Genomic DNA, 15110 nt, shown 5'->3' with positions numbered 1-15110 from the left:
TAGGCAAAACGGATTTGAGCCAGAGCTTTTAAACGCGGTCGAGTCAAGAAATAAGGCTCAAAAAAGAGTGCTATTTGATAAAATTTATAACTTTTTTGTCGGCGATCTAAAGGGCAAGACGATTGCACTTTGGGGGCTTGCGTTTAAGCCAAACACAGACGATATGCGCGAGGCTAGCTCGCTAACTTTGATAAAGCTTTTAGATGAAGCTGGCGCAAAAGTGGTCGCTTACGATCCAAAAGCGAGCGAAGAAGCGAAAAAATATATGCCAAATTTAGATGTGAAATACGCTAAAAATAAATATGACGCTCTTAATGGTGCCGATGCAATGGTGCTTGTAACTGAGTGGAGTGAGTTTAGATCGCCTGATTTTATGGAGATCAAAGAGAGGCTAAAAAACGCTGTCATATTTGACGGACGAAATCAATACAACGCTAAAGCTTTAGCCGAACACGGATTTAAGTATTTCCAAATCGGAGTAAAGACATGAGAAAAATTTTACTTTTTATCGTAGCTTGCGCGCTTCCTTTTACACTTTTGGCAGGCGAAAATGCGCCAAAAACCGAGGAAAATATTTTTGAGCTACCTATCTCAAAGATGCCGCCTGATTATTTTAAATACGAAGTCGCGTTTTTTAAAGAGATAGAAATCGACTGCAACTTCGCCTTTTTACTCGGCGGAAAGCTTGAACAAAAAGAGGATGCGACCGGGGTTTATTACGAATTTAGCGGCGGTGATAAGCTAGCGCAAACGATGATGCTATGCAAGGACTCAAAGAAAAAGAGGCGGGTTTATTATGAATTCACTAAAATTTTACCAGGCGTTAGCCCTATTAGAATCATAACTCCAAAAGGTGTAAGTGCGGAAATAAGAATGTATGAACGCGTAAAAAAGATAGAAGCAAAAAAGAAAGGAAAAAGTAAATGAAAATAGCAGTAGTAGGACTTGGATATGTGGGACTTCCACTTGCAGCAGCTTTTAGCGAAAAGTACGAAGTAGTAGGCTTTGATGTAAATGCAAAACGTATAGAAGAGCTTAAAAGTGGCTATGATAGAACGCTTGAACTTAGTAACGAACAGATGAAAAAAGCGATCGATAATGGCATGAAATTTAGTCTAAATTTAGATGATATTAGAAGTTGCAACTTCTTCATCGTGACCGTTCCAACTCCGATAGATAAGAACAAGCGCCCTGATCTAACTCCAGTCGTAAAAGCGACTGAGAGTGTGGCAAAAGTGCTTAAAAAAGGCGACATCGTTGTTTATGAAAGCACCGTTTATCCAGGCGTTACAGAAGAAATTTGCGTGCCACTTCTTGAAAAGAGTGGGCTTAAATTTAACAAAGATTTCTTCTGCGGCTACTCTCCAGAGCGTATAAACCCAGGTGATAAAGAGCACACTGTTACAAAGATTAAAAAGATCACAAGTGGCTCGACTCCAGAGATCGCTGACAAGGTTGATGAAATTTATCGCTCGATCATCACAGCTGGCACTCATAAGGCCTCAAGCATCAAAGTAGCCGAGGCTGCAAAGGTCATCGAAAACACTCAGCGTGATATAAATATCGCCTTTATAAACGAGCTTGCGATGCTGTTTGAAAAGCTTCGTATCAACACTATTGACGTGCTTGAAGCTGCTGGTACTAAGTGGAATTTCTTAAATTTCCGCCCAGGTCTAGTTGGTGGTCACTGCATCGGCGTAGATCCATACTACCTTACTCACAAAGCTCAAGAGGTAGGCTATCATCCTGAAATGATCCTAGCAGGTCGCCGTATCAACGATGACATGGGAAGATACGCAGCCGATCAAGTGATAAAACTAATGATAAGAAAGGGTGTGCTTATCAACAAAGCGCGCGTGCTTGTTCTTGGTATGACATTTAAAGAAAACTGCCCAGATATAAGAAATTCTCGCGTTATAGACGTAGTTGATGAGTTAAAAGACTTTGGCTGCAAGGTCGATGTGACTGATCCTTGGGCTGATAGCGCTGAGGTAAAACACGAGTACGGCTTTGATCTAGTAAAAGAGTATAACCTAGATGACTACGACTGCATCGTGATCGCCGTAGCTCACAATGAGTTTAAAAAGCTAAATTTAAAAGGCCATTTAGTTTACGATATAAAAAATATCTATCCAAAGGCTGACGCTAGGCTGTAAGGAATTTAGTGCACAAAGTAAGCGTAAATTGTAAAATTTTACTTATATTTCTGGCTGCTTATCTGTTTGGATTTGTGGCTAGGATGCTCTGGGTATTGTGGGCAAAGGAGATGCCAGAGTTTTACTTTAATGGCGAATTTATGCTTACGACAAATGACTCATACTACTACGCAGAAGGTGCTAGAGACATGTTGGCTGGCTTTCATCAGCAAAATGACTTTAGCCCCTTTAATCACCCAATCTCAACTATAGTTTTTTATATTTGCAAAGTTTTTCCTTTTAAGATCGAAAGCGTGATGTTTTACATGAGTGCCTTTTTGGCTCCTCTTATCACACTTCCAGTTATTTTGATATCAAATGAGTTTAAAGCTCTAAAAGCTGGGGCTGTGGCTGCATTTATGAGTGTTATCTTACCAAGCTATCTTTCAAGGACATCGCCTGGATATTTTGATAGTGACATGTTAAATGTCACATTTGCGCTTTTTATCATCTATTTTTTGATCAGGCTTTTAAACACAAATGAACAAAAATTTATCGTTTTGCCTGGAGTCTTTGTGTCGCTTTATCTTTGGTGGTATCAAAGCTCATATGCACTTATTTTAAGTATTTTTTTTATGTTTTTACTATATACGCTAGTTTTTATGCGAGATAGATTGCAAAATTATCAAGCGGTATTTTTTATGTTTATAAGCATCGTAAGCTCAAATGTTTTTACTAAAGATCCACTAATAGCAAATAAAATTTTGATTTTTAATTTAGTGGTTATTGCTTTATTTTTCTCTCTTTTTTGCAAATATAAAAATTTACTCTCAGCTAGAAACTTAACCATTTTTCTTACTTTAATGCTAGCTATTTTTATCTATTTTGGTGGTTTTGATTTCATTACTTCAAAGATGGGCATTTATGTTTTTAAAGGTAATGAAATTCTTAGCGATAAATTTCACTTTATAAATGAGTATAATTTCATCAGCGAAGTAAAAAGTGCCAGTCCTTTGTATTTTATATATTTCATGTCAGGAAATATTCTTATATTAATGGCAGCTATTATTGGATACTTGCTACTTTGCTTTAATTTTCGTCCATTTTTACTTACTTTGCCAATGCTTGGACTTGGACTCCTCTCTTTCTTTGGTGGAGTTAGATTTGTTATGTATGTAACACCACTTGTTGCGCTTGGTTTTGGGTATTTCTTGCATTTTTTTTTAAATTTATTTGATCTTAGAAATTCTATTAAAAATTTATCACTTTCGGTTTTTGTCGTAGCCACTCTTGCTATAAATTTAGATTTTGCTTATTTATATAGGCCAAAGACTGTAATTAGCCGTGATGAAGCATTGGCGCTTGATGAACTCAAAAAGGTCACAAAGCGCGATGATTATGTATTTTCATGGTGGGATTACGGATATGCTATAAGGTATTTTGCTGATGTTATGACTTTAAACGATCCTGGCAGACAAGGTGGCGAAAATAATTATTTTGTTAGCCTTGCTTTGAGAAAAGATGAGACATTTTCGGCTAGACTTGCAAGAGCGGCAGTTACGTATAATGACATCTCGCTTGAGCAAAATATAAGGACAATAGATAAAATTTTAAAAGACTACAACACAAGCGATATAAATATTTTTTTAAGCCAGCTTGAAAGTGAAAATTTTTCTCAGCTGGTGGCAAAGAAGGCGGTTTATTACTATCTTGTACCTAATATGATTGACATCGCACCAAATATCTTTAGATATAGCTATATCGACGTCACAACTGGTAAAAGGCAAAAAGAGGATTTTTATCATGTTAGTGCATTAAATGGCGTTAGCGAAGCTGGTATCGACCTTGGAGACGGCTATACTTTGCCTACAAATGAGCAAAAATTTATCATACATAACGGCGAAAAAATAGCCGTAAAATCATTTTATAAGGTAAAAGGTGCTGGAAGAGATTTGCGAATAGATGAAAAAATCGTAGATGAAAACGCTAAAATTTATGTCATTTTTTTGGAAGATTATGCGCGGATATTGTTGCTTAATGAAAATGCTTTTAACTCATCTTTTGTACAGCTTTTTATATTTGAAAGGGCTGATGATAGATACTTTGAGCCATTTGTCATCTCAAGTGGCGTAAAAATTTACAGGTTAAAAATCTAATGCTAATCAATCTAATAAGCTCAATCGTCGTTTTTGTAGTATCAATGGGCATAAATTTCTTTCTTACGCCATTTATCCTAAAAAGCCTTGGTAACGAAGCTTTTGGCTTTGTGGGCCTTAGCAACGCGATCGTTAGCTACGCAGCAGTCGTGAGTGTGGCGATAAACTCGGTTAGTGGGCGCTTTGTCGCTCATGCGTGGCACAAAAAAGATCTAAGCCTTGCAAACACCTACTACTCGTCAGTGCTTGTTGTAAATATCTTCTTTTGTGCCGTTGTCGTGGTGCTTAGCTCCATTTTTATACTAAATTTGCAAAGCTTTTTAAACGTCCCTGAAAATTTACTCTTTGATGTGAGAATGACCCTTGTTTTTTACTTTATAAATTTCTGCGTTGGGCTATTTAACGGCGTTTTGACGGTCTGTGCTTTTGTGACAAACAAGCTCTACCTACTCTCCATCAGAAACGCCATCTCAAGCGCGATCCTAGCAGCCCTCATCGTAGCGCTCTTTTTCTTTTTTAAGCCGTTCATTTCATACATCGCCATCTCAGCGCTAGTTGCTAGCCTTTTTGTCTTTTTTAGCACCATTTTTATGTCAGCTCGCATCACGCCAGAGCTAAAATTTAGCCTTAGTAAATTTGACTTTTCTAAGATCAAAGAGCTTCTAAGCTCTGGCATTTGGAACAGCTTTAATGCGCTAAATCGCATACTTTTAACAGGCATGGACCTATTTATTTGCAACATTTTTATCAATGCAAACGCCACTGGCCTTCTTTCTGTCGCCAAGGCCGCCCCTATCATACTTGAGAGCTTTGTAGCACAGCTTAGCGGTATCTTTGCACCAAAATTTGTCGAGCTTTACTCTAAAAATTTGATCACAGACCTCATAAAAGAGGCTAAATTTTCGATGAAGGTGATTGCCTTTGTGATGAGCGCTCCGGCAGCATTTTTCGTCGTTTTTGGGCTTGATTTTTACACACTTTGGCTACCTTTTAAAAGTGCTGATGAGGTCAAATTTATCTACAACGTCTCGATGATCACGCTTGTGCCGATCGTTTTTATAAGCTTTGTTTTTTCGCTTTTTAACCTTGATAGTGCGACAAACAAGCTTCGCCGACCAGCCATCGCCAACACTATCCTTGGCGTTAGCACGATCATAGCGCAGATCACATTGCTTAAATTTAGTGACTACGGCGTTTATGGTATCGTCATCGTCGCAGCCATTTTTTATAGCATAAGAATTCTTGGCTTTGACCTCATAAATGCCACCTTAAATTTAGAGGTGAAGCTCACCACGTTTTACGGGGTTTATTTTAAAAATTTAGCCGTTTTTGCGCTCTGCGTGCTTGCGATGTTTGCCTGCAAGGACTTTGTGAGCTTGGATAACTGGCTAAAATTTGCAATTTTTGCTGCGATATACGCCAGCGCAGCTTATGTTTTGGGATATTTTTTGTTTTTTAATGCCTTCGAGAGAGGCATAGTCTGGCGTAAAATTTTAAAAAAATTTAAAAGGTCTTAAATGGATGAAATTTATCTGATCTCTTTGGCAAAAGACACCAAAAGGCGCGAGCTTTTACAGCAGAAATTTGGCTCTTATGATAGCTTTAAGCTAATAGACGCAGTGGATGGCAGGGAGCTAAACGCAAGGGAGTACTATAAGATCATTTCGCCATCATTTAAGGCTTACGGCAAGATTTTAAGCCCATCAGAAGTCGGCTGTTCACTCTCGCATGTGAAAGCCTACGAGGCGTTTTTGGCAAGCGAGGCAAAATTTGCCCTCATCTTTGAAGACGACGTGATAGGGGGTGATCAGGCCATAAAAGAGGCCTTTTTAGCAGCTAGCAAGATGCCTGAAAACAGCGTGCTGATATGTGGCATGCAAGATGGGCTAGATGGCAGGTTTAGCGCCTTTGGCAAAAAGGTGAATACTAGCCTAAGCAAGCCTCTTTGGCAGGTTTCAAAGCACTCATTTTCAAGCATTTATAGAGCAGGGGCCTATGTGCTAACTAAAAAAAGCGCTAAAAATTTGCTCGAAATTCATAAAAAAGCACTTTGCACGACTGATGTTTGGGACTATTTGCTTGGTGTTAATGATATGCAGATGTATTTTTGTGATCTTTTTGCGCACCCAACTGATCTTAGTGGCTCAAACATCGAGGGGGAGCGCCTTGAGAGAGGATACAATGCAAATTTAAAGGCATACATAAAAACATTTAAATTTATATTTTTCTCACGGCTTGAAAAGCTTCAAGGCTATGAGAGAATTTTTAAAAGGGGCTAGATGAGTGGGCCATTAATCAGCATAGTAACCGCGACTTATAAGCGTCCAGAGCTTTTAAAAAAGGCCATAAAAAGTGCTCTAGCTCAAAGCTATGAAAATTTAGAGATCATCGTGACAGATGACGGCGATAACGAGAGCGCAAGTGAAATTTGCAAGAGTTTTAACGATGCAAGGATCAAATTTGTAAAAAACACAGCCCACAAAAAGAGCCCAAATGGCAATAAAAATAACGGCTTTGACAACGCAACAGGCGAGTTTGTCTGCTTGCTTGATGATGACGATGAGCTTTTACCAGAGGCGATTGCTGAGTGTTATGAAATTTTAAAAAGTGGCGAGTATTCGTGCGTTTTTGCAGACGCGATTTGCGAAAAAGATGGCGTGATGACCGAAGTGATGGCCGGCAGGAGCCCGTATAAGCAAAGCGGGGCGATGAGCAAGGTTGATTATCATTGCGGGCGGATAAATGGCGAGTATTTTAAATTTTTTTCACGTGAATTTATAGATGATTTTAGGTTTGATGAGAGCAGTTTTGGCGGTGAAAATGAGCTTTACATCCGCTTTTTTGAAAAAAATGTCTTCTATCTTAAAAAGCCACTTTACATCTACCGCATCGCAAGAAGCGATAGTGCGACGCTAAATGCTGGCAAGCACGCGTTAAACGTTGCAAACGCCTATATAAAAACTGCAAATTTACACTACGCCATCGCTATAAAAAATGAGCCAAAATTTCTAGCTATGCAGTATAAAAACGCCGCTTACTACGCCAAAATAGCAGGCGAATATGGCCTTATGTTAAGTTGTATCTTTAAAAGCCTTAGCATTAAATTTAGTAAAGAAGCGTTTATTTTCTTGCTGCTTAGTCCGCTTCCAAGTGGCATTTTGCCAGCACTCTCAAAGCTTAGAGTAAAGATAAAGCAAAGGTTTGGCGTATGAGGATATTATTTGTCACATCAACGCTTAGAAGTGGCGGTGCGGAGCGAGTTTGCGCGGTGATCGCATCAAGATTTAGCTTGGATCACGATGTAAGCCTTGTTAAATTTGACAAGGATGAGCCATTTTACGAGCTGGCAAGTGGCGTAAAGCTCATAAATTTAGGCGTTGGGGCTGATGAGCTTGGCTTGGTTGGAAATTTAAAAAAGAGAGTTTTAAAGGTGTTTGCTTTAAGGGCGCTCATAAGAGAGGGCAAATTTGACGCTGTGATATCTTTTTTAGACGCCGTAAATACCTTGGTACTCTTTAGCTCAGCTGGGTTAAAAACGCCTATAATAATAAGCGAGCACACAAACTATCTTGCGCCAAAAAGGGCGATCTTTAAGGTGCTAAGACGCATAAGCTATCCATTTGCAAACGCACTTAGCGTCTTAAGCGACGAGGATCTTAGCTACTACTCGAAATTTTGCAAAAATGTGATGAAAATTTACAACCCACTCTTTGAGGAGGTGCGCAGCGAGAGCTTTACTAAAGAAAATTTAGTAATTTTTGTTGGTAGGCTAAATAAGATAAAAAACTGCGAAATGTTTGTAAGAGTGGCTGCAAGCTTAAAGCAAAGCGGCTATAAATTCGCAGTTGCTGGAGATGGCGGCGAGAGAGCAAATTTAGAAAATTTAGCTAAAAGCTTGGGCGCTGATGTCGAATTCTTAGGCAACGTTAGCGACATCGCCTCACTTTATAAAAGAGCAAAGGTGCTGATCTCTTGCTCAAATTTCGAGGGTCTTGGAAACACCTTGATAGAGGCGATAAACTATGACTGCGTGCGTGTTGCGACAAGGACTAGCGGGGCAAAAGAGCTTATAAAAGATGGCTTTGATGGCTTGCTTTGTGAGATAAATGACGTTGATGATATGAGTAAAAAGCTTGCAAATTTGGTGCAAGATGAGGCAAAGATGAGTGAATTTGCTAAAAACGCAAAGACTAGACTTGATGAGTTTAGCGTGGAGCAAATTTATAAAAAATGGCTGGAGCTTTTAAGGCTTGGAGGTGTGAAGTGAAAATTCTTTTTGTCATCGCCGCGCTTAGAAACGGCGGAGCCGAGCGTGTGCTAAACGTGCTTGCAAATGAGCTTTGCAAAGACAATGAGATCACTATCGCCCTGCTTGAAGAGGACCTTGGACTTTATAAATTTAGTGAAAAGATAAAGATCATAAATCTTAACGTAACTGGCTCAGGCGTCGCTTTAAAATTTAAGAAAATTTTCGCCCTTAGAACGCTTTTTAAGGAGCAAAGGGCTGATCTAATAATGAGCTTTATCGACTGGACGAACGTCGCTTGCGTACTGGCAAATGCTGGTCTAAGGAGCAAACTAATAGCAACCGAGCATCACGAGCATAGCTATCTAAAAAGCAAGGTCGCAAGCGCTATGCGTGACCTTGCCTATAAATTTGTAGATGGTTTAAGTGTGCTAAGCAAAAGCGACTACGACTACTATAAATTTGCCAAAAATCGCGAGGTCATACATAATCCACTTTTTATCGACGTGCCTGAAATTTGCGAGAAGCAAAACGTCATCTTAAGCGTGGCAAGGCTGGAGGCGGTAAAGGGCTATGATGTCTATTTTGACGCGCTTAGCAAGGTAGATAAGAGCTTGCTTGATGGCTGGGAGATAAAGATCGCAGGCAGCGGCAGGCAAGAGAGTGAGCTAAAGCAAATGGCGTCAAATTTGGGGCTTAATGTTAAATTTCTAGGTCACATGAGTGATGTTAGTAAGCTTTATAGTGAGGCTAAAATTTTTGTTCTAAGCTCAAGAAGCGAGGGTCTTTCAAACGTGCTAATAGAATCAGGCACTTTTGGTTGCGCTAGGCTAAGTAGCGACACTGTGGGTGCAAGAGAGCTTATAGATGACGGTGTGGACGGACTTATCTTTAAAAATGGCGACGCAAATAATCTAAAAGATAAACTTGAAATGCTTTTAAAAGATGAAATTTTAAGACAAAAACTAGCAAAAAACGCCAGTAAAAATGCAAATTTATTTGGCAAAGAAAATATCAGCAAGCAGTGGCGTGAATTTATCAAAAAGGTTGTTAGTAAGTGAAAAAATTAGCCGTTTTTTTATACTCGATGGGCCCTGGCGGGGCTGAGCGAAATGTGGCAAATTTACTGCCATTTTTGGTTAAAAAGTATGAAGTCCATCTCGTGCTAATGAGTAAGGTCATCGCCTACGAGATACCAAGTGAGGTAAATATCCACTTTATAGAAAATAGCGATCCTTATGAAAGCGGGCTAAAGAAGCTTGCAAGGCTTTTTTTGGCGATGCCAATGCTCGCGTTTAAGTATAAAAAGCTTTGTCAAAATTTAAGCATAGACACGCAGTTTGTGCTGATGAACCGCCCTTGCTATATCGCTGGGGTTGCTAGGATTTTAGGGCTAAGGGCTAGGCTGGTTATCAGCGAGCGAAGCTGCCCATCTATCTTATATAAAGACGATCTAAGCGGTAGGGTTAATAAATTTTTACTCACTCATCTTTATAAAAAAGCTGATCTCATTTTGGCAAATGCAGCTGGCAACAAAGAGGATCTGGTGCGAAATTTTGGTATGAGCGAGGATAAAACAAAGGTGCTTTATAACGCCCTTGATCTAAAAACTATAAATTTGCTAAAAGATGAGCCGCTTAAGGATGATTTTAAGCCATTTTTTATAAACATCGGCCGCCTTGATAGCGGTAAAAATCAAGCCATGTTAATAAAAATAATCGCCTCCATTAACGACCCTCGTGCCACGCTTGGTATCCTTGGTAAAGGGCCTTTAAAAGACGAGCTACAAAATTTGATAGATAAGCTCGGCATTGGCGAGCGAGTAAAGCTTCTTGACACTGATAAAAACCCTTTTAGGCATATAAAAAACGCCTCGTGTTTGCTTTGTGCCTCGCGTTTTGAGGGCTTTTCAAATGTCTTGCTTGAAGCACTAGCATGTGAAAAAACTATCATCTCAACCGAGCACAAGAGCGGTGCAAAGGAGCTTTTGGGCGAGAGTGAGTTTGGTATTTTGGTACCAGTTGATGACGAAAATGCGATGAAAGAGGCGATGATAAAGGTGCTTAACACGCCTGAAATAAGGCAAAATTTTGAAAATGTTGCGTATAATCGGGCTAATTTTTTTGATAGTGAAAATATAGCGAGCGAGCTTATAAATTTTTTGGAAAATCCTAATGAATAGAAATTTATTTTTTAAAAATTACTCTTTATACTTGATGATATTTGTCGCAGTCTTTTTTAGCGTGATTTGTAGGCTTTACTGGGTCTTTTGGGCGAGTGAATATCCGGTATTTTTCTGGAACAACGAGCTGATGATCAGTACAAACGACGGCTACGCATTTGCCGAGGGTGCAAGGGATATGCTAGCTGGCTTTCACCAAGAAAATGACCTTAGCTACTACGGCTATCCGCTCTCGACGCTTACTTACTGGATCGTGAAATTTCTAGGCGTCAAGCTTGAGACTGCGATGATTTATATGAGTGTATTTTTCTCATCGCTTGTCGCTGTGCCAGTTATCTTAATCGCAAATGAGTATAAGCTAAAATTTGCTGGCTTCATCGCTGCACTTCTTGCGGTGGTCGCAAATAGCTACTACAACCGCACTATGGCAGGATACTACGACACTGACATGCTCATCATCCCACTTAGCGTCTTTGTCGTCTGGGGACTTATTAGAGTACTTGAGAAAAAGGACGCAAAGAGCCTAATAATCGCACCTTTGAGTGTGCTTATTTATATGTGGTGGTATGCGAGCGCATTTTCGCTTATTAGCATTTTAACTGGGCTATTTTTACTTTATACGCTTATTTTTGATAGAAAAAATCCACTTTTTTATCTTGAAATTTCACTGCTTTTACTTGCTATCTCAAACCTTGATCTAACTCTTAAATTTATCGTTGTCATCGCTATTTATGCGTTTTGTCTTTTTAAAAAAGAGGTGATGAATTTAAAATTTGCTCTTGGTATTTTGGCAGTTGTTTTTATTGTTTTTGTAATTCGTGGCGGACTAAATCCGATAATCTTTCAGCTTAAATTTTACGTCTTTAGGGACGCGCCTGAAGTTGGAGGCATGAGCTTTCACTTTTTTAATGTCAATCAAACTATCCAAGAGTCAAGTATCGTTGATTTTACGCTATTTTGCGAGAGGATCAGCGCAAATGTCATCACATTTTTGATCTCGCTTGCTGGCGTTGTTCTTTTTTGCTTTAAATACCGCTCATTTGCCGTCTCGCTTGGTATGCTAGCTCTTGGCTTTTTGGCATTTAAAAGTGGCCTTAGATTTACTATTTATGCTGTGCCTATCATGGCGCTTGGCTTTGGCTACTTAGTAGAGTTTGTACTTGCAAATTTAAAGCTAAAAGGGGCTGTTTTAAATCTTATAAGAGCGTTCATAGCGGCTCTCGTGCTTGCTCCAGCGCTCATTCACATCTATGGCTACAAGGCTGAGCCAGTCTTTGTAAATAAAGAGGTTGAAATTTTAAATAAGCTAAAAGGCATCGCAGGACGCGAGGACTACGTGGTTGCGTGGTGGGACTATGGATATCCGATCAGATATTACAGCGATGTTAAGACGCTCATTGACGGCGGAAAGCACCTTGGACGTGAAAATTTTGCCGTGAGCTTTGCGCTTGGAAGCGACGAGATGAGCTCGGCAAATATGGCAAGGCTTGATGTTGAGTACACAGAGCGAAATTTCAAGGAGAGATTTAACGGCAACTTGGCTCAAATTTTAAAAGAGAGAAACGCAAGCATTGATCAGTTTTTTAGTGATATAAAAGAGGCGAATTTTAGCCTGCCAGCAAAGACTAGGGATATTTACTACTACTTGCCAGATAGGATGCTTAGTATTTTTCCGACCATTTTGCAATTTAGTAAGATCGATCTAAAAAGTGGTAAAAATTTAAACAACGGACTTTTTATCGTCACAAGAGCGATCTCTCAAAATGAAAATGGCATTAGACTAAATGGTGGATTTACACTATCAAGTGATGTCACAAATTTGATCTATGAAAACAACGTCTTGCCGCTAAGATCTTTCATAGAGACTGACTACGACGAGTCTGGCAAACTAAATGTCAAAGAGTATAAAAATAACGAAAGCTCAAATATTTCTGTCATTTTTATGAGGGATTATGGTAGATTTATCATCCTTGATGAGAGCATTTTAAATAGCGCCTACATCCAGCTTTTCGTGCTTGAAAGGTACGATCCAAAAATTTTTGAGCCAGTCATACTTGATGGCGCGGCAAAAGTTTATAGGCTAAAGAGGTAAAAATGGCAAAGATAGGGTTTTTAAGCCACGCTGACATGAGCATACACTTTTTTAGACGGCCTATTATGCAAGCCTTAAAAGATATGGGGCACGAGGTTTTTGCTATCGCTCCAAAAGGTGACTTTACCGGCGAGCTTGCTAAAAGCTTTCACTCCGTCACTTACGAGCTTGACAAAGCCAGTCTAAATCCACTAACTGTTATAAATAACTCAAAAAAACTATCTCAAATTTTAGGCGAGCTAAATTTGGACCTGCTGCAAACTGGCGCTCATAAGTCAAATGTATTTGGCACATTTGCCGCTAAAAACGCTGGTATAAAGCATGTGATAAATTTGGTTGAAGGTCTTGGCAGCTTTTATATCGATGATGATATTAAGACAAAGGCTGTGCGTTTTGTCATGGAGAGCCTTTATAAGCTCTCTTTTGCAAAGGCTGATGCTTGCATCTTCGTAAATGACGCGGATCCAGACTATCTGATCTCAAAAAATTTGATAGATAAAAGCAAAGTGTATCGCATAAAAAGTGTCGGCGTAGATACTGCTAAATTTGACCCAGCCATAACGCAAGCAGCGGACTTAGGTGAAAAAAAGATGATTTTAATGATCGCAAGAGCCATGTGGCACAAGGGCGTTCGAGAATTTTACGAGGCAGCAGAAATTTTAAATGGCTACCAAAACTGCGAATTTGTCTTTGTGGGCGAGGGCTTTGCTGGTAATAAATCAACCGCAGATGAGAGTTTTTTAAAAGGTGGCAAAGTACGTTATCTTGGCGCTAGAAATGATATACCGCAGCTTTTAAAGGCTTCTTATTTGCTAGCTTTGCCAAGCTATAAAGAGGGCTTTCCAAGAACGGTTTTAGAGGCGATGAGCATGGCTAAAGCAGTTGTTGCAAGTGACGTGACAGGCTGCAATGAAGCTGTAAAAGAGGGCTACAACGGGCTTTTATGCAAGGTAAAAGACGCAAATGATCTTGCTGGAAAGATAAAAATTTTGCTTGATGACGAAGCACTTTGTGCTAGACTTGGGCAAAACGGCAGGAACTGGGCGGTTAGCGAGTTTGACGAGAAGCAAATCGCAAAAAGATATATAGAAATTTATAGGAAATTTATAGATGTATAGAAATTTTTTAAAAAGGGTGATTGATATTTTGGGGGCTTTGTTTTTGCTTATTTTGACATCGCCTATCATCATAGCAACGGCGATTTTCATCTATTTTAAGGTGAGCCGTGACGTAATTTTTACACAAGCAAGACCAGGTCTTAATGAGAAAATTTTTAAAATTTATAAATTTAAGACGATGAGCGATGAGCGTGACGCAAATGGCGAGCTCTTGCCAGATGAGCAGCGTCTTGGTAAATTTGGCAAACTGATCCGCTCGCTTAGCCTTGATGAGCTGCCACAGCTCTTTAATGTGCTAAAAGGCGACATGAGCTTCATTGGGCCAAGGCCGCTTTTGGTTGAGTATCTGCCCATCTATAACGAAATACAAAAGCACCGCCACGACGTGCGCCCTGGTATCACGGGCCTGGCACAAGTAAATGGCAGAAACGCCATAAGCTGGGAGAAAAAATTTGAATACGACGTATATTACGCTAAAAATTTAAGCTTTATGCTTGATGTAAAGATCGCCTTGCAGACAATAGAAAAGGTGCTAAAACGAAGTGGCGTCAGCAAAGAGGGGCAGGCGACGACGGAGAAATTTAATGGCAAAAACTAAGAAAATTTACATCTATGGAGCGAGTGGTCATGGCCTTGTAGTCGCTGATATCGCTAGAAATAATGGCTATGATGAGATAGTTTTTTTAGATGATGCTAGTGAGCGTAAATTTAGCCCAGAGCTTGAAAAAGCTGACATCATAATAGCCATTGGCGACAATAAAACAAGGCAAAAGATCAGCCAAAAGGTGGAGGCTGCTGGCTTTGAGATAGTAAATTTGATCCATAAAAGCGCTGTTGTGAGCGAAAGTGCTGTGATAGAAAAAGGCGTAGTTATCATGCCAAATGCCGTGGTAAACGCAAAAGCTTGCATAAAAGAGGGCGCTATCATAAACTCTGGTGCGGTGATAGAGCATGAGTGTGTGATAGGTAAATTTGCTCATATCAGCCCAAATGCAGCCCTTGCTGGAAACGTTAGCGTGGGCGAATTTACGCACATAGGTATCGGCTCAAGCATCATTCAAGGTATAAGCATCGGCAGCAACTGCATCATCGGCGCTGGAAGTGTGGTTGTTAGAGATATAAAAGATGGCACAAAGGCTTATGGCGTGCCAGCATGCGAGCGTGCTAAGATATAAATTTAA

14 protein-coding genes are annotated in these 15110 nt (G+C 39.7%); all 14 read left to right on the top strand.

Going from position 1 to position 15110, the window contains the following annotated elements; translation table 11 throughout:
* Window positions 1–490: UDP binding domain-containing protein (locus tag B9N62_RS01350; RefSeq protein ID WP_141083193.1), on the top strand; the 490-nt coding region annotated here is incomplete at its 5' end.
* Complete coding sequence (locus B9N62_RS01345; protein WP_087584033.1) at window positions 487–927, top strand: ecotin family protein; 441 nt, start codon at window positions 487–489, stop codon at window positions 925–927. The genes B9N62_RS01350 and B9N62_RS01345, both read left to right, overlap by 4 nt.
* Entirely contained in the window at window positions 924–2156 is a 1233-nt protein-coding gene (locus tag B9N62_RS01340) for a nucleotide sugar dehydrogenase (RefSeq protein WP_087584032.1), read from the top strand. Before B9N62_RS01345 ends, B9N62_RS01340 begins: the two co-directional genes overlap by 4 nt.
* 8 nt (window positions 2157–2164) lie before the next feature.
* The gene (locus B9N62_RS01335; protein WP_087584031.1) at window positions 2165–4291 is read left to right on the top strand and encodes an STT3 domain-containing protein; all 2127 of its coding nucleotides are present in this window, start codon (window positions 2165–2167) and stop codon (window positions 4289–4291) included.
* Window positions 4291–5808: an MATE family efflux transporter gene (locus B9N62_RS01330; protein WP_087584030.1), complete on the top strand. Its 1518-nt coding sequence runs from the start codon at window positions 4291–4293 to the stop codon at window positions 5806–5808. Before B9N62_RS01335 ends, B9N62_RS01330 begins: the two co-directional genes overlap by 1 nt.
* Window positions 5809–6570 (top strand): glycosyltransferase family 25 protein, encoded by a 762-nt coding sequence (locus B9N62_RS01325; protein WP_087584029.1) that lies wholly within the window; start codon window positions 5809–5811, stop codon window positions 6568–6570.
* Window positions 6571–7503 (top strand): glycosyltransferase family 2 protein, encoded by a 933-nt coding sequence (locus B9N62_RS01320; RefSeq protein WP_087584028.1) that lies wholly within the window; start codon window positions 6571–6573, stop codon window positions 7501–7503. It begins immediately after the preceding gene.
* The gene (locus B9N62_RS01315) at window positions 7500–8558 is read left to right on the top strand and encodes a glycosyltransferase (protein WP_087584027.1); all 1059 of its coding nucleotides are present in this window, start codon (window positions 7500–7502) and stop codon (window positions 8556–8558) included. The genes B9N62_RS01320 and B9N62_RS01315 overlap by 4 nt, the downstream gene beginning before the upstream one ends.
* Window positions 8555–9598, top strand: a complete 1044-nt coding sequence (locus B9N62_RS01310; RefSeq protein ID WP_087584026.1) for a glycosyltransferase — start codon at window positions 8555–8557, stop codon at window positions 9596–9598. Before B9N62_RS01315 ends, B9N62_RS01310 begins: the two co-directional genes overlap by 4 nt.
* The gene (pglJ, locus tag B9N62_RS01305; protein WP_087584025.1) at window positions 9595–10719 is read left to right on the top strand and encodes an N-acetylgalactosamine-N,N'-diacetylbacillosaminyl-diphospho-undecaprenol 4-alpha-N-acetylgalactosaminyltransferase; all 1125 of its coding nucleotides are present in this window, start codon (window positions 9595–9597) and stop codon (window positions 10717–10719) included. The genes B9N62_RS01310 and pglJ overlap by 4 nt, the downstream gene beginning before the upstream one ends.
* Complete coding sequence (locus B9N62_RS01300; protein WP_087584024.1) at window positions 10712–12811, top strand: STT3 domain-containing protein; 2100 nt, start codon at window positions 10712–10714, stop codon at window positions 12809–12811. The genes pglJ and B9N62_RS01300 overlap by 8 nt, the downstream gene beginning before the upstream one ends.
* Window positions 12812–12813: 2 nt before the next feature.
* The gene (gene pglA / locus B9N62_RS01295; RefSeq protein WP_087584023.1) at window positions 12814–13929 is read left to right on the top strand and encodes a N,N'-diacetylbacillosaminyl-diphospho-undecaprenol alpha-1,3-N-acetylgalactosaminyltransferase; all 1116 of its coding nucleotides are present in this window, start codon (window positions 12814–12816) and stop codon (window positions 13927–13929) included.
* Entirely contained in the window at window positions 13922–14527 is a 606-nt protein-coding gene (gene pglC, locus B9N62_RS01290) for an undecaprenyl phosphate N,N'-diacetylbacillosamine 1-phosphate transferase (protein ID WP_087584022.1), read from the top strand. Before pglA ends, pglC begins: the two co-directional genes overlap by 8 nt.
* On the top strand, window positions 14514–15104 hold the full coding sequence (pglD, locus tag B9N62_RS01285) for a UDP-N-acetylbacillosamine N-acetyltransferase (RefSeq protein WP_087584021.1): 591 nt from the start codon (window positions 14514–14516) through the stop codon (window positions 15102–15104). Before pglC ends, pglD begins: the two co-directional genes overlap by 14 nt.
* The last annotated feature ends 6 nt before the right edge of the window (window positions 15105–15110 follow it).

Source organism: Campylobacter concisus (genome assembly GCF_002165785.1).
GTDB lineage: Bacteria > Campylobacterota > Campylobacteria > Campylobacterales > Campylobacteraceae > Campylobacter_A > Campylobacter_A concisus_W.
The sequence above is the reverse complement of the archived record's forward strand: the minus strand, read 5'-3'. Positions and strand labels throughout refer to the sequence as shown.